Origin of the sequence: Colwellia sp. Bg11-28 (assembly GCF_002836245.1) — a bacterium.
GTDB lineage: Bacteria > Pseudomonadota > Gammaproteobacteria > Enterobacterales > Alteromonadaceae > Colwellia > Colwellia psychrerythraea_A.
In genome coordinates, this window is the sequence record NZ_PJBA01000006.1 from 1,945,916 (window position 1) to 1,967,529 (window position 21,614).

Here is a 21,614-nt window from a genome sequence, read left to right on the forward strand (position 1 = left end):
TATTATATTAATATAGCATTACTGACCATATGGTCAAGTTATACATGAGATAAAATATACTGCCATACTGTTAGCAAAAAAAAAGCCATACTTTTCAGTATGGCTTTACTTTTGATTGACTAAATAGCGTTAACTCATGTCAGCTAACACACTTAATAATTAAGTCATTAAAAGTCGTAACTTACCCCTACGCGCATTTCCCAAACGGAAGCATCTTTGTAGAAGTTTTGATCTTCATTACCACTATTGAAGCCCTCATAAAGGTATTTACCATCATCTTGAACCGACATTTCAACCATACGATTACCAACAAATTCACCTTGTTTCATCACACCCCAATCATCATTTATCATGTTACCTACGTTTTTAATGATAAAGAATGCATTGCCTCGATGTCCTTCAATTAAACCAGGGATTTCTTGGTTAATTTTAATGTCAAAGCTTACATACCAGTCAGCATTTTGTGCGTTTCGACCAGTAGTTTGACCACGTGCAAGCCCTTCAGCGCTAACAAAAGCGTCAAATGCTGCTTTATCAAAATCAGGTCCATAAACAACATTAGCATCATCAACGGTTGGAATATAAACTAACTGACGGTCACCACTCCAGTTATTGTCACCAAAAGCACCATCTGAATCATCATAAGTAAATGAATAAGCTTGCCCTTCACTTGCTTGACCAAATAAGCTAAAGCGTGTTTCAAGCCCTCCAATGAGCTCAACACCATAACTAATATTCATGGTGAAACGATGCGGTATCTCATAATTAGATGTGGTAATTGGCGGATTAAGTGCATCCGTTGTCGCTAAGTTTCCGTAGTTAGATCCTGCAACCGCACTAGTCATTGGATTAGCATCTTCAGACTTAGTATAAGAATAACCAAATGAAGCATCTAAACCAAAATCAAAACTTTTGCTTAACGCAAGTGAAATAATAGTAGAACTACCATCACTCTTAGTATTCGTTAATACATATTCATTAGAGACATTTTTAACACCATCAGGATGAGTTACTTCCTTATAGGTAGGACGGCCATCGAATGTTTTATCGCCGTATTCTAAATTATAGTCAAGAATAGTCGCTGAATCTTGCTTACGGTTATGTAGGATATCTGCCGAAACAATATAATCATTATCGGTAGTGTAAGTAGCACCTAACGCATATTTCCACTCTGATGGTATTTCAAAATTTGGGTCGGTCGCATTAACAGAAGCATTACCACTTAGTTCGTCTAGATCTTGAATTGAATCTACCATCACTTGTGGTACACCAAAACCTGGGCCTCGAGGGTCCGAAGATGGTGTATTAAACAAATCAAATTGCTTACCAACCATTGTAATACTATCTTTGTGATACTTGGCACGTTCACTAATATTCACTAAACCATCGTTTGAATATGAGTTAGACAACCAAACGTTAGGGTTACCGCCAGAATAAAGACCGAAACCACCTCTAACTTCTAAATTATCTTGAACCGCCCAGTTAAAACCTACGCGGGGTTGGATTAAGTCAATACCATCCATATTTTTATCATTTCTGATACCGTAACGTTCTTCAAATTGAGCGTTATAGCGCGGGTTATCGCTACTGGTATAACGGTCATAACGTAAACCTACCGTTAATGTCATATCAATATCAGGTAATGTGTATTCATCTTGAATATAAAAAGTATGTAAACCATAAGTGAATTCTTGGCTCGCATCACTTGGTACATTAGTACCAGCAGAGTTATTGTAGTAAACACGATCCGCTAAACCATTCTCATATTCATCTATCGAACCAAAACGATACTCACCTACGGTGTGTTGCATAAATAAATTAAATGCAGTTAAACTTTCATACTCATAGCCAGCAGTAATGGTGTGTTCATCTAAATAGTAACTACCAGCAAGCTTAAATGTAGTTGTTTCCCAGTTCATTTCGTTCGATTGGCGAGAATCATCCGGACCTAAAAAGATAGTTGTACCATTGTGACGAATTTGCACTTCACCAAAACCGCTATCCGCATCTAAGGATTCTTGTCTATTCTCGAGTTCTGTGTGACCTACTCTTACTTCAGTGGAGAAATTATCTGTCCAATCAGAGTTGAGTGAGCCTACAAATGAATTTAATTCTGCACCTGATTCATAAAAGTGATTATCTAACGTCATACCCCATTCATCAGATTGGTCTAATTTAAAACCATCATTGTAGTTATAGACAAAACTAGCACGATGATCTTCATTAATATTCCAATCTAATTTAACAAGAATTTTTTCATCATCAACCGCTTTACTTGCTGGGGTACCACCCGCGTTATAACCATATTTATCTATCGATATTTGGTTTACACGGTCAATATCCGCTTGTGTAACTTGTGGATCGCTACCACTCATTGGCGAATATTCAAATAATTGCACACCATCTAATTTTTCATAAGAGGTATATAAAAATAATGTATCTTCAATTAACGGTAAACCAACATTAAAACCATAGCGCTTATCATCATAATCACCGTTGTCTTGGTCTTCACCTTCAATGCTGTCACCTTTCAATGAATCATTGCTGTAATCGTAAAATACACTGCCGTGCACTTCATTTGTGCCTGATTTTGTTACTGCGTTAATGTTACAAGAAGTGAAACCACCATATTTTACGTCAAATGGGGCGAGTTCAACTGATACTTGATCAATTGAATCATAAGAGAAAGGAATACGTGTAGTCGGATAACCATTATCATTTAAACCAAAGCTATCATTCATACGAACGCCATCAACAGTTAAACTGTTAAACCTTGGGTTACCACCGCCACACTGAATAGCATCGCTGCGACTTTCATCAATGTAAATACGTGGATCAATGCGTACAATATCTTTCAGATCACGATTGATTGATGGGGCATATTTTAAATCATCAGAATTAAAATGAGCGGCTGGTCCTGTACCGCCTGACTGCATACTGATAGAGCGACCAGTAACAACAATGGTTTCTAAAGCGCTTTCTGAGTTTAAAGCCACATTTAACGGGTATGTTTCACCTAAGGTTAAATAAATATCTTTTACAGTTGTATCCTCAAATTTATTTGAATCAACAACTACTCGGTAAGGTCCACCTACACGTAAGCCTTTGGCAACGAAAAGGCCTGCATCATTAACTGTTGCCGTTTTGGTAGTACCAGATGGTACGTGAACAATAGTTATGATTGATCCAGCCGCAGGATTACCACTTGGCCCTGCAACCCGTCCTTTTATTGCAGAGGTGGTAACATTAGCCATAGCCGCCGTAGAGAGTCCAAGCGCAAGTATTAACGCGCCAGTAATGCGTGAGATACGATGAGTTTTCATCTGTTATTCCTAAGTTATGTTATTAAATAATTATTTTTCTTATGGAAACAAATGATAAAAAGTTAACCATTTGCTCTGTTTTTATTTATATTGAAATTAGCAGACTTTTATGTCAGTTTCATTACAAATATTTACATATTGATAAGAATGTAAATGTATAGAGATGTAAGACCAGTAAAAATAAAACAACAAGTAAAGTATAAACCCTTTAAAAACAAATGGTAACGAGTTATTTTAGTTATAGGCTTGTAGAAGATAAAATAAATAACTTTTTTATATAAAATATTGTTATGAAAAGAGACAAGTTTAATTACATTTGGTTATAAAAACTTTCCAAACGGTCAGATAAATAAACATAAGCAATCCAGTTACAATAAAAACAATAACTTAAAGTAAACGAATAAAAGCAGTTCACTTGATAATATTTGAAGTAATAAAAGAATTTTATAAAAATATTTATAAAACATTAATTTTTAGCCATCTCATAATAAAATTGTAATCAAACAACGATATGATGTACTTTTTTAGTTTAATAAATTACATTCACTGTAGATATTGTTAATAAACATAATATGAGTAATTTTTCTAAAAAGACGAGAAAATTGACTAATAACAATTTAAGTAATGTGTAATTTCTACCAATACAAAACGTAAAAATTCACATAAAAACAATCATAAAAATACTAACGAACACCGAGCCTAAAGAATGACTAGTGCTAATCTAATAAAAAAAACAGGTAATATTCGAGTAAAGAGTCAAGTTAAGATTCTATCGGCAGCCAGAACAGAGTTTGTACTGCAAGGCTATAGGGGTGCAACAGTTCAGTCTATTGCTGATAGAGCTGAGCTACCCAAGGCAAATGTCCTCTATTATTTCAAAAACAAAGAGAATATTTATCATGCTGTACTAGAAAATACACTTCAAATGTGGGACGAAGGTATTGGAGATATTGAGCAAAACGAAGGACCTAAAGTTGCCATAGAAAAATTTATCGCCGCCAAGGTAAGAATGTCATTTAAACACCCTGAAGCATCAAAGATATATGCCATGGAAGTTATCCAAGGCGCGCAACACCTGAAAGATTATGCTCGAACATACCAACGCCAATGGGTAAGAGAAAAAGCTAAGTTATTTCAACAATGGATAGACAACGGTGAGATGGTTAATGTTGATCCCGTTCATCTTATTTTCCTTATTTGGTCTTCTACCCAGCATTACGCTGATTTTGACACCCAAATATTAACCATAATGAATCAAGCTGATTTCGAAGATGATGATGTTGAAAAAGTTATCGCATTTTTATCAGACATTATTTTACGTGGTTGCGGCTTAATTTAATTCATTGACGTAAAGAAAATCTATTATGAAAAAATATTCAATCATTGCCTTATTTGCCTGGGTGTTTCCCACTATGACTATTGCACAAGAGACGACATTAAAAATTGCGACCTTCAATGTTAGTATGGAGGCATTAAATTACGTTGCCCATAAACGTGGTGAAGCACCTAATATCTCCGGAAAAACACTTACCAAAGCTTTAGCTAGTGATCACCAACAGATAAAAAATATTGCGGAGATCATTCAAACAGTTAATCCTGATATTATTTTACTAAATGAATTTGATAATCAAGATAATGATCATCAAGATTTAAAAATATTTATTAGTCACTATTTAAATAAAAGTCAGAACGGTAAAACGGCCATAGATTTTCCATACTATTACCAAGGCTCTGTTAATACTGGAGTAAATTCTGGTATAGACATCGACGGTAATGGTGAAAAAGGAAAATTACCCGGCGATGGTTATGGTTTTGGCTACTTCCCAGGTCATTTTGGTATGGCCCTTTTATCAAAATACCCAATAAACGTTGATCAAATCAGAACTTTCCAACACTTTAAATGGCATGACATGCCAAATGCATTAATGCCTATAGATCCTGAATCAAATAAAGCCTGGTACAGCCAAGAGGTTTGGCAAAAACTTAGGCTTTCATCAAAGTCCCATTGGGACGTGCCCGTAGAGGTCAACGGTAAAACCATTCACATACTGGCAAGCCATCCAACACCACCGGTATTTGATGGTCCAGAAGATAGAAATGGTAAACGAAATCATGATGAAATACGTTTTTGGCAAGACTATATATCACCCGAGAAATCGAGCTACATTTACGATGACAAAGGTAATAAGGGTGGCATTAAAGCCAAGCAATCCTTTGTTATTCTTGGCGACTTAAACGCAACGACTGTGGATGGTAATGCGATTAAAGCCGGTATTTCATCGTTATTAAACGATGATAAAATTCAAGATGCTATGCCGCAAAGTCAAGCAGGCGAAAAGCATAGTCCTGAAAATGCTCATGGTAAGCACCATACGGCTTTTTGGCGCATGAGAGTTGATTATGTCTTACCCTCAGTTAGCGGGTTAAATATTAACAATTCTGGTATCTTTTGGCCTGCAGAAACCGACGAAAGCTACCGGTTGATAAAAGATAGAAAAGCGTCATCCGATCACCGCTTGGTCTGGCTTGAACTAACCACAAAGAATTAATCCCATTATATTTAACCACAAAGAACCAACATAATGAAAAAACTACTTTCCGCCGTTTTTGTCACCCTCACATTGGGTGCTTGTACTACCACTGAACAGTCTAGTGATATTTCATCTGATAACTCAGTAGCCCCAAATTCACAAAGCAGCCCTAAAAATATCATCATGATCGTAGGCGATGGTATGGGACCAGCTTATACCACTGCTTATCGTTATTTCAATGATGACCCGACAACAGCTGAAATTGAACAAAGTGTATTTGATAAACATTATGTCGGCTCAAGTAGTACCTACCCAGCAAAAATGTCTGGATACATCACTGATTCAGCTGCTGCTGCAACAGCGCTAGCGACAGGTGTAAAAACTTATAATGATGCGATATCTGTTGATACCAATAAAAAGTCGCTTTTGACTGTTTTAGAGTGGGCCAAACAGCAAGGTAAAAAAACAGGTGTCGTTGTTACTTCTCAGATAAATCATGCAACTCCTGCCTCTTATCTTTCTCATAATGAAAACAGAAATAACTATAACGCTATTGCTGATAGTTATATCGACAATGGCATAAAAGCCGATGTTTATTTTGGTGGCGGCTGGAAATACTTTATTCGAGAAGACCGTAATTTAGTCAACGAATTTAAAGCAGCTGGTTTTCAATATATAGATGATTATAAACAATTATCAACACTGAAATTAAATAAACCGGTACTCGGTCTTTTTGGCGATAGCGGTTTACCTTGGGCCCTAGACGATAAAGAAAAACATCGTTTGTCGTTAATGACAAAGGCAGCTACAAAACAGCTTAAAAATCCCAATGGTTACTTTATGTTAGTTGAAGCCAGTCAAATCGATTGGGGTGGACATGGACGAGATATTGGCGCGGCTATGGCTGAAATGGACGACCTTGCAAAAACAATCGCTTTTCTAGAAGAGTATGTCGCTAAAAATCCAGATACCTTAGTTGTACTTACAGCAGATCATAGTACAGGAGGCCTCAGTATTGGAAGAAAAACAGCTATGTCTAACAAAGACATACACAGTAAATATTTATGGCAACCTGAGATACTACGAACACTGCCCCTTTCTCCTGAAACGTTTGCTAAAACCTTTGCTAACAACAACCTGACTCTGCAACAGGTCAATGAGGTATTAAAGTTTGAGATATCTTCTGATGATATGGCGTTGTTATTACAGTCAAAAAAAGAGGGTATAAAAATATACCAACAGTTATCAGCAGAACAAAAACAAAAAAAATGGGCACCTAAAGCTGAAGGACCTATTTTGATAGCAATTAAAAAAATCATAGACATAAAGACAAACACTGGCTGGGGTTCAATTAGTCATTCGGGTACACATACCGCAGTGGATGTACCCGTCTATGCCTTTGGTAAAGGAAGTGAGCAATTTAAGGGGCAAATAGATAATACCGATATTGCTAAAAAGATATTTACTTTACTAGGTAAAAAGTAGGAGCAAAGTAGGTACAAAAAAGCCGACAAGTGGCCACACGAGTCGGCTGAGCTTATACATGAAAGTGTAAGCAAAACTAGTGAATACTTTTATATTTTATAACCATAGTTCCTTTGTTAATTTAGCTAGAATAATAACTATTTATGTACCCGTTATTCTGGCTGTTAATTAACTTTAGCAATGACCTCATGATTTTTATCTTTAATAAACCGTACTTTCTCACCGCTTTGTAAACGCTCTCCGCCACGAACGACCACACTATCATTTACTGATAAAGCGCCCGTTACTGAAACCCAACTCTTTACACCTTGTCCAACAAGCACAGCAACTTTCTGTGCTTGTTGATCAGCATCGATAGTTAATACATAAGTTTCATTTTCTCGCAGCATCAAAGCATCACGTGGCACTAAAATAGCTTCTCTTGGTGCTTGTTTAGGTAAAGAGACAGTAACAGCGGTACCTGCTAACATCGCTATGCCATCAGCAGCTAGCCTGACATCAAAAGTACGGGAAGCTTGATCGCCCGCTTGGCTCCATGTACGTACAGGTAGTTCAATCAAGGTTTGATTCCATTTGACCATCACCTTACTGCCTCGTTGTAAAAATGGTGCGATTGAAATTGGCGCAGCAATTTTAATATCAAGATTCTTAGTATCAATGAGTTGCACTAACGGACGGCCAACAGAGATTAGCTCACCAACATGGGCAAAACGTTGACTAATATTTCCAGTAAACGGCGCTCTAATAGTGGTTTTCTCTAAGGAAAGTAAGGTTTGCTCCACTGATATATTCAACGCAGCAACTTCATTAATAGCAATGGTTAAATCTTTATTAACCCGTTCAAGTTCACTTAACGCTGAATTGTTTTTTTCGCGCAACTTTAGAAAACGTGCCTTTTGTCCTGTGAGATAATCAACATCAGCTTGATGTTGATTCACTTGAGCTTGTTGACCGGCCAATTGCAACTTCAAATGGCGATCGTCAATTTGTGCTAACAGCTGGCCTTTTTTAACTTGGCTACCAACATCTTCAATCCACAACAATTGTCCGGTTTGTTCCGCAGATATTGGTGCATTTTTACGGCTGATAACATTGGCAGGCAACCAAATACTTGGGTTCACCTGTTCTTTTTTAACGGACTCAACACTGACCAAGTGTGCTGGCTTTTCTGGCGTTTCTGCCGCATTGGCTTCTTGGCAAAAGTTAAGTAAACCAATGACTGAGATAAACGTAAAAGTTATGAATGCTGAACTGAAAAGGTTTCCTTTAATCGACTTATTTCTCAACAGTGCCATTTTTGGTGGTACAACATTGGTTAGCATTAAATTATTCATGATTTGTTCCTTAATCTCTTGAGTTGTCGTTACGGGTTAACGCTAGCGTTTGGTAATTGTTGGACTGCACTTTGTTTACTCTGATTTTTACTCCGACTTAAGAAAAAATCATGCTTAGAGAGTCTTAACAAACATGGCAGTAAAACGATGGTAAATATTGTACTAAAGGCTAAACCACCGACGATAACCGCGGCTAAACCGCGATATATAACACTGCCGGCGCCAGGCATAAGTAACAGTGGTAACATGCCAAAAAAGCTGGTTGCTGTGCTCATAAAAATAGGCCGTAAACGTAAGGTCAACGCTTCCTCAATAGCTTGTGTCCGTTCAAGACCATCTTGTTGGCCTAAACGTGTTTGATGTACTAATAAAATGGCGTTATTAACCACTAATCCCAGTAAAATGATAAAACCTATCATAGTCAGTAAATCGAGTGGTTGAAAAACAGTGAGGTTAAGTAGTTGTAGCGCTAAAATACCACCAACCGTGGCTAAAGGAATGGTAATAACAACCAGTAAACTATCCTTGATGGACTTGAATAAGGCAGCCATTAATAGAAACAGAATAACTAAAGCAAAAGCAAAGTTCTCTGCCATAACACTAATCGCTTTATCTAACTGGTCAGCACTGCCACCATATTGAATATTGCCATCATCTGGCATGATATTGCGTAACTTTGGCTCTACCTGTAACTTCAATGCCGATATTGTTTCTTCCAGCGACCAACCTTTAGGCGGGTTAACATTCAAACTAATGGTACGTTGTCCATCAATACGCGTTAATCGGCTTGGTCCAACTGTACGTTGTATATCGACTAAGTTTGATAACGGTGTAACGCTGCCATTTCCTGTAACAACAGGCACATCTCCCAAGTTATCGGGATCATCCCAGCCGTCGGCACGTAAAATCATGTTCAACCGTTTACTGCCATTAAAATACTCACCAACATACAGCCCATCGCCCAAGGTTCTCACCACGCGACCTACATCTCGACGGTTCCAGCCTTGCTCTAAAATATTACGATCGTTCGGACTTAAGTTAATCTCTGGCTCTGACATAGCAAGACCAGGGTTGGCGTTAACATTCGCCCCTTCAATCGCTTCTTTTATCCAATCCATGCCTTGACGAGCCACTTCTTGCAATGCTTTGGTATCTTTAGATTGCAGGTGTACTTGTACTTGTCTACCGCCACCAAAACCACCGAATAAGTTACCTTGTCTTGCAAAGGCACGTGTATCAGGTAAATCTATGAGTATTTCATTCTGAACAATGTCAAGTAGCTCATCAACTCGATCTTGATCTTTAACCCTAACGCCTAAACTGCCGCCAAATGGTCCACCAAAAATATAATAGTTTTTTAATGCTGGCTCTTTAGTGCCATCCATATAAGGTTTTAATCGCTCAACAATCGGTTGGATAATTTCCTGCTCAATGGTTTTAACATTTGCTCCGGGTGGAAATTGCAAGTTCGCATCAATAGCATCGCGCTTTACTGGTGGTAAATAATCAAGTTTTGGTATGGCAATAATAGATATGACAACCGGTAATATTAAAAGACTTGCAGCGAGTGACAAGCGCTTAGCTCGACTACTGGTGCTGTTCATCACAAAACGGGTAATTCTCTGCCACAGTTTTTTATTCGGATCGTTCACTTCTTGTTGTTTGAGAAAATATTTTGCTAAAACAGGTAGCAGCACTACGGCAACGATAAGTGACACCGACACCGCAATGGCAATAGTTAACGCTAAATCACCAAAGAGTTGCCCTTCAATATCTTTTAAGAAAAATACTGGTAGAAATATAGCAACGGTTGTCGCAGTAGAAGCAAGTAAAGCGCCCCACACCTGCCCTGCACCTTGCTCCGCACTATCATGTTCATCTAAGCCTTTATCACGCATTCGTAAAATATTTTCTAACACCACAATGGCGGCATCAAGCACCATGCCTACTGCAAAAGCTAAACCCGCTAATGAGATAACATTGAGCGACCGCCCCGTTATTTCCAAGACGATAAAAGTACTTAACAAGCTTACCGGGATAGCGGTAGCAATAATGAACGTAGCGCGGGCTCGACGAATAAAGAACCATAAAACCGATAACGATAAAACAATTCCGACAAATAGATTACTAGTCACTAAATTAATGGCGCGATAAATAAAGACCGAGGCATCAAAAGATTGCACCATCACTAATTTTTTATCCGCGAGTAATTCATTATTAAGTAATGCCACTTCGGTTTTAACGCGATTTAACGTTTCTAATACATTAGCGCCATTGGCTCTGTCTATGCGCATTGAAAAAGCAGGATTACCATTTTGAACTGCCAGTCCTTGTCTATCGTTACGACGCACCTCAACAGTAGCAATATCACTTAAACGAATATTACGACCACCACGTGACTCAAGCATTAATTGTGATAATTCATCAACACTGTATTTACCGCTATATCGCAAGGTATATTGACGTCTGCCAACATCGACAAAACCACCTGAAATATCATCACTTGCCGAAACTAAAGCGATTAATTCTGGAATTTCGATACCATATTCTGCCGCTTTAATAGGGTCATATCGGATCTGTAGCTCTTCTCTATTTTGCTCCATAAAGGTTTGCACGCCAGCAACCCCTTCAACCGCTTCAAGGCGCGGCCTAATAACATCATTAGTAAAGTCGATATATTGATTAATATCTTGAGCATTGCCCGGCAAAGCTTGTAAAAAGAAATAAGTTAGCGCAGGAGTATTGCCCCCAAAACCGCCAAGCATTATTCGTGGCGGTCTGGCATCACGTGGCAAATTGGCCACACGAGTCATTCGACTTATTACTTCAATTAAGGTTTGCTCCATATTAGTGCCAACACCAAACGACAAGTTTATGTAAGCACTTCCTCTATTGGCAAAAGCATTCATTGACTCTATACCAGGGATACCTCGCAATACTTGCTCTTGGGGTTCAATGATTTCAGATTCAATTTCTTTAGGTGATGCCGATCGCCAAAAGGTTTGTACCGCTATTTGTGGACGTTCAATATCAGGAAAAAGCTGAACGGGTAACTTAAATAAACTGAGCATGCCGACTAGCAGAGTTAGGGCAACAACTACAGCAACGGCTGCTGGGCTAGTTAAGGCGCTCTTGGTGAGTTTCATTGTGATACCAACGTTGGGTTACATTATTTAACAATCAAGATACAAGTCCTCAGTAATAAAGAAAGGACGGTTGCGGTTAATCGAGATAAATACACGACCAATGACCAGAGCGAAATGCTTTGAAATTACCTGACATAATTAGACATATTTAGAGGGGGCTTTGAAATAAGTGAATAAAATGTTAATAGTTTGATGACTTACTGGGTCACTCTTGTGAACTTACGACGTTGAAGCGCTATTGATTTGTAACACAATAAGCTATAATCGAGACAAATTTTTAGTTCAAGTTATCGACTATTATGAGATCAGTATTTTTAATTGGGTTTTACCTACTTTTATTGTCACTTTCGATGAGCACACGAGCTTTTACACCTGAAAGTGATGACAACAGCGTCGACAGAACTCCTCACGAAACAGCCTTTGAAGAATGTTTATTTACTGCCATTAAAAGTGCCAATAAAAAGGCTACGCTAGCGCAAATAGAAAAACAATGCGAAGAACAGATAGCACGTATCATTCTCCAAGATGGCGAAGGCCAGAACATTGAACTGGGTGCGCTTTCCCATAGAATAATTAAAGAAAAAAGAACCGCTGCGGATCCTTATGTGCTTACACCTCATAAAATGAATTACATCTTGCCTTTTTCTTATGTTGATGAAATTAATCGTCAAGCTTATCAAGACGTTCCATTATGGGCCGATAATTTAAAAGATGCTGAGGCCAAGTTTCAAATAAGCCTAAAGATTCCCCTGCTGACTGGGTATTGGTTGAATGAAGGTGACCAATTATTTTTTGGTTTTACCTTAAAGTCATGGTGGCAAATTTACGCAGATGAAATTTCTAAACCGTTTAGAGAAACCAATTATCAACCTGAATTCTTCTATATTACGCCGCTAAATTATCATCCTTGGGGAGGAAACTCAGCCTTAATTACCGGTTTCGAGCATCAATCAAATGGCCGTTCACAGTTGCTTTCCAGAAGTTGGAATCGTGTTTATATTAACTACCTGTATGAAAAACGTAACTTCGCCCTATCTTTTCGTCCTTGGTATCGCATACCTGAAGGAGATAAGTCTTCTCCTTCGTCTGGCCAAGGGGATGACAATCCCGATATTTTAGATTACATGGGTCACTTTGAATTAGGCATGGTATACAAATACAGTAAAGATTTTGAATTATCTTTTAAAGGCCGTGAGAATTTCGCCACGCATAATGGCTTTGTTGAAGTCGGTGCTACCTTTCCATTGTGGGGAAAATTAAAAGGTTACGCTCAATTTAGTAGTGGCTATGGTGAGAGTTTGATTGACTACAATGTTAATCAAAAACGTTTCGGTATTGGCATAGCATTAACAAATATTCTTTAAATTAATCATCTATACCCCCACAACAAGATGACTGTATCTAGACTAAAACGTGTATTTCTTTACCTGTTTTCTATAACAGCTAATTCATCTGCATCCTACGTAGAGAGGAGCAGTAAGCTGTTATCTAACAGCTTACTGCTCCTTTTACTAAGCCCGCTTGAAGTCACTTTGATGCGCAATCCGATAAAGTATTGGCAATACAAGTAAAGTAAGCAAAGTAGACGAGATAATTCCACCAATCACTACGGTGGCTAATGGTCGCTGTACTTCTGCACCCGTACCTATATTAAGCGCCATAGGAACAAAACCTAGTCCAGCGACTAAAGCCGTCATCAAAACAGGTCTTAATCTGATCATCGCGCCATCAATAATTCCAGACATAAGTTCTCCGCGTTCTTTACATAAATAACGAATAAAGGAGAGCATGACTAAACCATTGAGCACGGCCACACCAGAAAGCGCAATGAAACCTACACCTGCTGAAATAGACAAGGGCATACCACGAAACCACAAAGCAAGAACACCTCCAGTAAGCGCTAATGGGACACCTGTAAATATAATCAAAGCATCTTTTAGATTGCCAAATGCCATGATTAACAGCCCTAAAATCAATGCTAAGGTGAGCGGAACAACAATGGTTAAGCGTTTACTTGCCGATTCTAACTGTTCAAAAGCGCCACCGTACTCCAGCCAATAACCAGCAGGTATCTCAACATTATCTTGGATTTGTTGTTTGGCATTTTTAACAAACGAGCCTAAATCAGTACCACGTACATTGGCGGTTACCACGATACGTCGTTTACCATTTTCTCGACTAATTTGATTAGGTGCAGCCGCTAGCTCCAATATAGCCACTTCAGACAATGGAATATAATTCCCATTAGGCAGAGCAATTGGCAACTCGCTTAACCGATTAACATTTTGTCTAACTTGCTCTGGCAGTCTTACCACGATATCAAAACGGCGGTCCCCCTCATAAATCACCCCTGCTTTCTCGCCACCAATAGCTGTAGATAAAGCATATTGCAGTTGTGAGACATTAAGACCATAGCGCGCAAGTTCAACCCTTTTTGGGTGTATCGATAACATTGGCAATCCTGTTACCTGCTCAACTTGAATATCGCTAGCGCCTTCAATTTTTTCTATCACTTCTCGAATGGCATTCGCTGATTTAAGAAGCTGGTTTAGATCATCACCAATAACTTTGATGCCAAGATCTGCCCTAACGCCAGAAATCAGTTCATTAAAACGCATTTCAATGGGTTGGGTTAATTCAAAGTTGTTACCCGGTTGGCCAGAAACTGACTCAACAATTTGCGCCGCTAATTCGCCATGACTTAACGTTGGATCTGGCCATTGGCTCCGAGGTATTAGCATTACATAAGTATCAGCAATATTAGGTGGCATAGGATCATTAGCTACTTCTGGCGTACCAATTCTAGAGAATACATTTTTGACTTGAGGGTATTGCTGTATTTTTAATTCCAGTGCTTTTTGCATTTCAATCGATTGGCTCAAACTCGTACCTGGAATGCGGATTGCTTGCAACAGTAAGTCTTCCTCATTGAGCTGCGGAATGAATTCAGAGCCAAGTGTGGTCGCTAACCAAATTGAAAAAGCGACCAAAGCAGCACACGCCAGTAAAATTATCCAACGTAGCTTCATTGCACCAATAAGAAGTGGCTTGTACACACTTTTAGCGGCACTGATCACTGGGCTTTCTTTCTCACTAATTTTACCATTCATAAATAAAGCAACAGCAGCAGGCACAAGTGTTAATGACAAAACCAGCGCGGCCATTAATGCCATCACTACCGTAGCCGCCATAGGGTGAAACATCTTTCCCTCAACCCCAGTTAAACTAAATAACGGGATATAAACGATAGTAATAATAAAGACACCAAATAAGCTCGGCCTGATCACTTCATTCGTTGCCGAATAAACGACATGTAACCGATCTTTTCGAGAAAGAATACCGCCTTGGAGTTTTTGCGCATCGCTTAATCGTCTAATGGAGTTTTCAACAATGATCACTGCACCATCAACAATTAAACCAAAGTCAAGTGCGCCAAGACTCATTAAGTTGGCTGAAACACCTGTTTTCACCATACCTGTGATCGTTGCTAACATAGCTAAGGGAATTACTGCTGCAGTAATTAATGCTGCTCGAACATTGCCTAGTAAAAGAAAGAGCACAATGATGACCAGTAAAGCCCCTTCAACTAAGTTTTTTTGTACTGTGTACATGGCTTTATCAACCAGCGTTGTTCGGTCATATACCGACTCAACGATAACGCCTTTTGGTAGGGACAATTTTATTTTCTCAAGCTTTTTAGCAACCGCTAAGGCAACTACCCGAGAGTTCTCACCCACCAACATCATGGCACTGCCGAGTACTATTTCTTTACCAGCAGATGTTGCAGCACCCGTACGAAGTGATTTACCGATAGCAACTTGGGCAATATCTGATATTTGCACTGGTGTATCATCAATGACTTTAACAATCACTTGTTCTATATCGTTGATATTGGCGAGTTGACCCGGCGATCTAACCGTAAGTTGCTGACCATTTTGTTCTATGTAACCTGCCCCTCGATTGCTATTATTATTACTTAAGGCAACATTGATATCGTTAAAGGAGATTGAAAATTCGAGCATTTTTTTAGGCAATGGCGTGATATGGTATTGTTTGTCATACCCTCCTATCGTATTTATTTCTGTAACGCCGGGCACCAATGCAAGTTGAGGTTTAATAATCCAATCTTGAATTTCCCGCAAAGCCGTTGCGTCATAGGGTAAACCGTCTGCTTTTACTGCCTGTGGTGATGCCACCACGCTATACATGAAAATTTCTCCCAATCCCGTTGATATCGGCCCCATTTCAGGCTCTAGACCTGCGGGGATTTTATTTTTAATGGTGCTTAACTTTTCGTTAATCAGATTACGGGCAAAATATAAATCGGTATCTTCACTAAAAACCACCGTGACCTGCGATAATCCATAACGTGAGATGGAGCGCGTGTATGACAAATTAGGAATACCAGTAAGCGCCGTTTCGACCGGAAAAGTAATGCGCTGCTCCGTTTCAAGTGGTGAATAACCTGGCGCACGGGTATTAATTTGCACTTGCACATTAGTAATGTCAGGCACTGCGTCTATGGGAAGTTTTTGATAACTCCAATAACCAAGACCGATGAGTACAAATATCATGGTCATCATCAGCCAACGACGCGCGATGGAGAAACGTAATATTGATTCAATCATGTTTATCTCCTTAGTGAGCGTGCGCTGCGCCAGCTTTACCTAAATCGGCTTTTAGCAAGTAACTATTGATCAGCGCATATTGCTCACCCGCTTTTAAACCTGAGATAACTTGACTAAATTGTCCATCAGTTTGGCCAAGTGTTAGTTCACGCGTTTCATATCCCCCTTTATTTGTTACAAAAATAATGTTTTTTCCTTCAACGGATTGAAAGGCACGATTATCGATAACTAAGTTAACATCCACTTGATGAGTTACTACACTGCCCGTTAACAGTTGTCCTGGAGCCCATGAACCTTTGCTATTATCTAATGGCACTCTTGCGATGATAAATGGCTGATTTTTATTGGCCATTAAATGCATGATGCTCGATTGAGTTGTGGCAGCTGTTGATGAAATAGTGACTTGTTGACCTGTGTGAATTGCTTGTCGTTGACTTGGGAATATCTTGTACTGAACCCATAACTGCTTATAGTTTTCGACAGTTAATAGCGGTTGTTGATTGGTCAAGTCGCCGGGGTTAGCGTGACGTTTGGTTATCACACCTGAAATAGGCGCGGTAATGTTATAACGCGTTAAACTATCGCTTGATTCTACTTGGGCAATGTTTTCACCCGTCGTAACATTATCGCCAACGTTAACGGTTAATTTAGTGATCAGTCCAGGAAAACGTGCGCGCACCTGACTTATTGCACTTGAGTCAATCACCGCTTTACCATAGACAGTGGTCGTTTGTTTTATTTGCCCTGCACCTGCTGTAGCGTTGATGATACCTGCTTTTTGCGCATTAACTTTTGTAATTTCAATATGCCCTTCTTCTTCACCATGTTCATCTTTGTGTTCGCTTTTATGCTCATCCGTGTGCTCATCTTTATGACCATGCGTATCTGCTGACATTGCATTGTTGCTGATGGCTATGCTGGCTAACGCCGTTACTAATAAGAATAAAACACTGGGATTGACTCTATTTTTAATCACTTTTTTGTGACCTTTTAGTTGGTGACTAGTTTCTCTTTGAAAAGTTGCCATGGAAAATACCTTAAAATGCTTTTTGATTGATGAAGTTATTTGGTTGCGCATGATTGCTCTGTGTCGCAGACAATGGCTCAGCGATAAGTTGTTCTATTTGTGTGCCATAGCGTAAAGCGGCTGCTGCTGATTCAATCATGGCGCGACGAGCAAAGAGCAATTCCTGCCTTGCACTTAAATAATCCAAATAACTGTAACGGCCACGTTGGTATGCTACCTGGGTCTCATTTAACGCTTCTGTTAATGTCGGTATGATGCTCTCTTTTAAATTTTTCGCAGTAAAAATAGCCTGTTTCCTGTTCGCATAAGCTCGATATAGCTGATGGTGTAAAGCCAGCATGGTCGCTTTCCTTTTAACAACTACTTCGTCACGTGCTGCTTGAGCTGCGCTAATTGCGCCGACATTTCGTTTTGAAGCAAATAACGGCATGCTAAAACCGGCGGTTAGTGCAGTATCATTTAGCGCTTGTATTTGTTTGATACCGACCGACCATTTTATATCTGCACTGGACTCTGTCCGGGCTAATCTTAACTCAGCTTCTTTTAATCGTTCTTCAGTGGCATAAATTAAAATTTCAGGGTTTTGTTTCACCTTCTCCAACAAGATTGTAAATTCAATATCCGTTGAAAACTGATATAAACTGCCCTCAACACGGGTAAATGAGGGTGTCGTTTCATTCCACATCATGGCGAGCGCAACTCTTGCGTAGTCCAGCTGTTGTTGCTCAGATGAGGTGGTAAGTCTGGCATTGCCTACTGCGGCTAGTGCTCGTTTTATCTCTGCTTTAGGTGCTACTCCCGCTTTTGAGCGTTTTTCAACTTCGGTTAACGTCTCCTCAGCGAGTAATGTCGCCTCTTTAGCTAATAACAAACGCTCTTGTGCCGCAATGATGTCAATGTACCGACGAGTCACTTCACCTAGCACATTTAGCGCTTCAATTTTACGCATCGCCGCAATTTGTGAGCTACGGCTATTAATCACATCGGCACGCGCTTTTCTTTTATCCCCTAATTCTAAAATTGAAGAAAGTGAAAGAGTGAATTCTGTACTTTTGAAGACACCTACATCATCCGTACCGGCGAAATTTTCCATTTCAAAACCGACTTCATAAGCCGGACTTAAACCCTGAATTTGTAATTGGCCCTCAAGAGCGTTCTGACGAAATTTAAATACCTTAAGTGAAGGGTTATCTTTAAGCGTTCGTTTGATCGCCGAAGACAATGTTAAGTGTTGCTGTTCAGGTGTTTTTACTTCATTTTTACTGTGCACCAAAGGACTAAATGCCCAACAAAGCAGAATAAATAATTGAAGGTAAAATACCTTCGCTGAAGATAACCACGACATGTTTACTGTCTTATGAGGCACATTACTAAAATAATGCATCTGTATTTCCTATTTTTTGATAATGATATTGAAGGTATTTTGTCAACTACCTACGGAGTTTTAAAAGGTTATAACGTACGTTTTTGGCGGACGAAGTCCTAAACTAAACCGGTTAGACCGACTTGATAACGATAAAAATATGGCTGAAAATTCTTGGGTAATGCACTCATTAAGTACGGTTTTTATCAGCTACTGCATCGCTTTGAATTGATACTTTCGCTTCATTAATAATAGCGAGACTAGAATGAATGACGATACCAGCAATGACACTGCCTATTACCCAATCAGGCCATGCTGCATCGAATTGACCGACTAAAACGGCTGAGATTATTATCCCTATATTGGCCAACATATCGTTACGTGTGCAAATCCAGCTGGCTTTAAGGTTCACATCACCTTGTCTGAACTGGTATAAGAGGACAAAACAAATCATGTTAACAATTAAGGCCATGAAACCAATCGAAAGCATCAACTCAGATTGAGGCTCACTGCCAAGCCAGATGCGTCTGGCGACATCGACTAATACGAGTAAACCAAGCGATAACTGCAAATAGCCATTTGCCAAAGCCGCACGACCTTTATACAACAAACTTTTACCAACCGCATAAAGGCTAAGTGAGTACACTGCAGCATCGGCAAGCATATCTAAAGAATCTGCAAGCAATCCACTAGAATTGGCTAACCAGCCTGCAATAAATTCGATAACAAACATACTAAAATTAAGGATGAGTACAATCCAGAGTAGTTTTCTTTCACTGGCATTCTTTGCTTCTGCAGCACAACAACTCGACATAATAAGCTTCTTTATTCTTGAATAAGGTATTTAATTACGTCATGATAAACCTTACTGTTGGAGTAAGGTCAAGCGTAATGAAAATAAATCAGCTATCTAAATTAACCAATGTGCTCAGCAAAACCATTCGATATTATGAAGACGTTGGTTTACTGCCTAAAGCATCGCGTAATAGCAATGGCTATCGAGAGTACCGTTCTAGCGATGTCGATAATTTGATTTTTATTCGCCGATGTCGAGAACTACAAATTCCTCTTGAGAAAATAAAAATTTTAATACAAGTACAAACAGACACCTCATCCTCGTGCAGTGAAGTAGACCTACTTATTAAGCAGCAATTGGAGAATGTTCGTGAGACGATAAACGAATTATCATTATTAGAGAAAACGTTGCATACGTTAGCGAAATCTTGCTCAAATGATATTGTTGGGGAATGTGAAATTTTGAAGAATTTAAAACAGTAAATTAACTAAACAGGCAACAATAAAATTATTACCTGTTCTTGATCACTAATACTTTATTCAGGTAAACCAAAGGTATCAACAACGTAATCGAGATCTTTATCTCCTCGACCACTTAGATTAACGAGTACAGATTTTTCTGGGAATTTCTGTGCAAGTTTCATGGCGTAAGCAACCGCATGGGCACTTTCTAAAGCGGGGATAATTCCTTCTAATCGACTCAATTCATAAAATGCATCAATACACTCTTTATCGGTAATACTGTCGTAGGTCACTTTATTCATATCCTTCAACATACTGTGCTCTGGACCAACGCCGGGGTAATCAAGTCCACTGGCAATAGAATGCACTGGTGCTGGCTCACCATTTTCATCCTGTAAGATATAACATTTAAAACCATGGATGAGACCAGGCTTACCGAGAGTCATAGTGGCTGCATGCTCACCCATTTTAAAAGATTTCCCTGCAGGTTCAATACCAAACAACTGAGTCTCATCATCTTCTAAAAAGGAAGAAAAAATTCCCATCGCATTACTACCACCGCCAATACAAGCAACAACGCTGTCAGGTAACTCACCTGTCATATCTAAAAATTGTTCCCGCGCTTCAATGCCAATAACACGTTGAAAATCACGTACTATCATTGGAAATGGATGTGGACCCACAACTGAACCGATGCAATAAATGGTTGAAATCGGATCTTTAAGGTACGCTTCAAAAGCACTATCTACCGCTTCTTTTAACGTTTTCAAACCATGCGTTACGGGGATAACAGTTGCCCCTAATACTTTCATGCGCAGTACATTAGGGTACTCTTTTTTTATATCAACTTCGCCCATATGTATTTCGCACTCTAAGCCAAAATAAGCCGCTGCGGTAGCCAAGGCAACACCATGTTGTCCTGCGCCCGTTTCAGCAATTAGCTTCTTTTTACCTAAGTGTTTAGCGAGCAATGCTTCGCCCATACAATGATTTAACTTATGAGCACCTGTATGGTTTAAATCTTCTCTTTTTAAATAAATTTGGCCTCCATATTTTTCTGATAAGCGTTGGCAATGATAAACAGGAGTCGGACGACCTTGATAATATTTTCTAATATCACGAAGCTCTGAAATAAATTTATGGGACTTACTAATAGCAAAGTAAGCATCATTAATTTTTTTCATTTCTTCTTCTAAATTTGGGGGAATAAATGCACCGCCATATTCATTAAAAAATCCGTCTTTGTTTGGGTACTTTTTAAAATAATTCTCTTTCATTTTATTCCTTTATGATTATGGGAAGAGTAAAAATAATAACCAGCGATAAATAATACCGCAAGGATAAATCTGCCTATTATCCCAATCTAAATCAAATAAATGGGAAAAATTTCATTAGGTAAAAAACTGGATGAAGTTTTTGAATTTTTAAATAATATTTATCAGAGTATTTTGGATGACATATAGATTATCTCAACGATTATTCTTTCCCTCTCCTTAAAATTAGTCGTCATAAGATGGTGC

General features: G+C 39.0%; 13 protein-coding genes. 5 read left to right on the forward strand and 8 right to left on the reverse strand.

Annotated features, from left to right (window positions below):
* Positions 1 to 167: 167 nt before the first annotated feature.
* Positions 168 to 3,323, reverse strand: a complete 3,156-nt coding sequence (locus CXF79_RS15690; protein ID WP_101156084.1) for a carboxypeptidase regulatory-like domain-containing protein — start codon at positions 3,321 to 3,323, stop codon at positions 168 to 170.
* Positions 3,324 to 4,029: 706 nt separating this feature from the next.
* On the opposite strand from CXF79_RS15690, the gene CXF79_RS15695 reads away from it, so the two are divergent.
* The 3 genes from CXF79_RS15695 to CXF79_RS15705 are packed head-to-tail and all read left to right on the forward strand — an operon-like array spanning position 4,030 to position 7,339.
* Entirely contained in the window at positions 4,030 to 4,662 is a 633-nt protein-coding gene (locus CXF79_RS15695) for a TetR/AcrR family transcriptional regulator (RefSeq protein ID WP_011042789.1), read from the forward strand.
* Between the two features lie 25 nt (positions 4,663 to 4,687).
* Positions 4,688 to 5,872, forward strand: a complete 1,185-nt coding sequence (locus tag CXF79_RS15700; protein WP_101156087.1) for an endonuclease/exonuclease/phosphatase family protein — start codon at positions 4,688 to 4,690, stop codon at positions 5,870 to 5,872.
* Positions 5,873 to 5,905: 33 nt separating this feature from the next.
* Positions 5,906 to 7,339: an alkaline phosphatase gene (locus CXF79_RS15705; RefSeq protein WP_011042787.1), complete on the forward strand. Its 1,434-nt coding sequence runs from the start codon at positions 5,906 to 5,908 to the stop codon at positions 7,337 to 7,339.
* Positions 7,340 to 7,503: 164 nt separating this feature from the next.
* On the opposite strand, the gene CXF79_RS15710 is transcribed toward CXF79_RS15705, so the two are convergent.
* The gene (locus CXF79_RS15710; RefSeq protein ID WP_101156089.1) at positions 7,504 to 8,673 is read right to left on the reverse strand and encodes an efflux RND transporter periplasmic adaptor subunit; all 1,170 of its coding nucleotides are present in this window, start codon (positions 8,671 to 8,673) and stop codon (positions 7,504 to 7,506) included.
* Positions 8,674 to 8,702: 29 nt separating this feature from the next.
* On the reverse strand, positions 8,703 to 11,819 hold the full coding sequence (locus CXF79_RS15715; RefSeq protein WP_101156091.1) for an efflux RND transporter permease subunit: 3,117 nt from the start codon (positions 11,817 to 11,819) through the stop codon (positions 8,703 to 8,705).
* Between the two features lie 350 nt (positions 11,820 to 12,169).
* On the opposite strand from CXF79_RS15715, the gene CXF79_RS15720 reads away from it, so the two are divergent.
* Positions 12,170 to 13,183: a phospholipase A gene (locus CXF79_RS15720; RefSeq protein ID WP_232769195.1), complete on the forward strand. Its 1,014-nt coding sequence runs from the start codon at positions 12,170 to 12,172 to the stop codon at positions 13,181 to 13,183.
* A gap of 147 nt (positions 13,184 to 13,330) precedes the next feature.
* Here CXF79_RS15720 and CXF79_RS15725 read toward each other — a convergent pair whose 3' ends face one another.
* The 4 genes from CXF79_RS15725 to CXF79_RS15740 all read right to left on the reverse strand — a co-directional run bounded on the left by CXF79_RS15725 (position 13,331) and on the right by CXF79_RS15740 (position 19,651).
* Positions 13,331 to 16,447: an efflux RND transporter permease subunit gene (locus tag CXF79_RS15725; RefSeq protein WP_101156093.1), complete on the reverse strand. Its 3,117-nt coding sequence runs from the start codon at positions 16,445 to 16,447 to the stop codon at positions 13,331 to 13,333.
* Positions 16,448 to 16,457: 10 nt separating this feature from the next.
* Positions 16,458 to 17,474, reverse strand: a complete 1,017-nt coding sequence (locus CXF79_RS15730) for an efflux RND transporter periplasmic adaptor subunit (protein WP_101156095.1) — start codon at positions 17,472 to 17,474, stop codon at positions 16,458 to 16,460.
* Positions 17,475 to 17,484: 10 nt separating this feature from the next.
* On the reverse strand, positions 17,485 to 18,819 hold the full coding sequence (locus CXF79_RS15735; protein WP_101156395.1) for a TolC family protein: 1,335 nt from the start codon (positions 18,817 to 18,819) through the stop codon (positions 17,485 to 17,487).
* 208 nt (positions 18,820 to 19,027) lie between these two features.
* Positions 19,028 to 19,651: a cation transporter gene (locus tag CXF79_RS15740; RefSeq protein WP_101156097.1), complete on the reverse strand. Its 624-nt coding sequence runs from the start codon at positions 19,649 to 19,651 to the stop codon at positions 19,028 to 19,030.
* Positions 19,652 to 19,728: 77 nt separating this feature from the next.
* Between CXF79_RS15740 and CXF79_RS15745 the strand changes: the two genes are divergently transcribed.
* A complete protein-coding gene (locus CXF79_RS15745) occupies positions 19,729 to 20,115 on the forward strand; it encodes a Cd(II)/Pb(II)-responsive transcriptional regulator (protein WP_011042779.1) in 387 nt (128 codons plus the stop codon).
* A gap of 53 nt (positions 20,116 to 20,168) precedes the next feature.
* Here CXF79_RS15745 and trpB read toward each other — a convergent pair whose 3' ends face one another.
* Positions 20,169 to 21,371 (reverse strand): tryptophan synthase subunit beta, encoded by a 1,203-nt coding sequence (gene trpB, locus CXF79_RS15750; RefSeq protein ID WP_101156099.1) that lies wholly within the window; start codon positions 21,369 to 21,371, stop codon positions 20,169 to 20,171.
* Positions 21,372 to 21,614 lie beyond the last annotated feature (243 nt).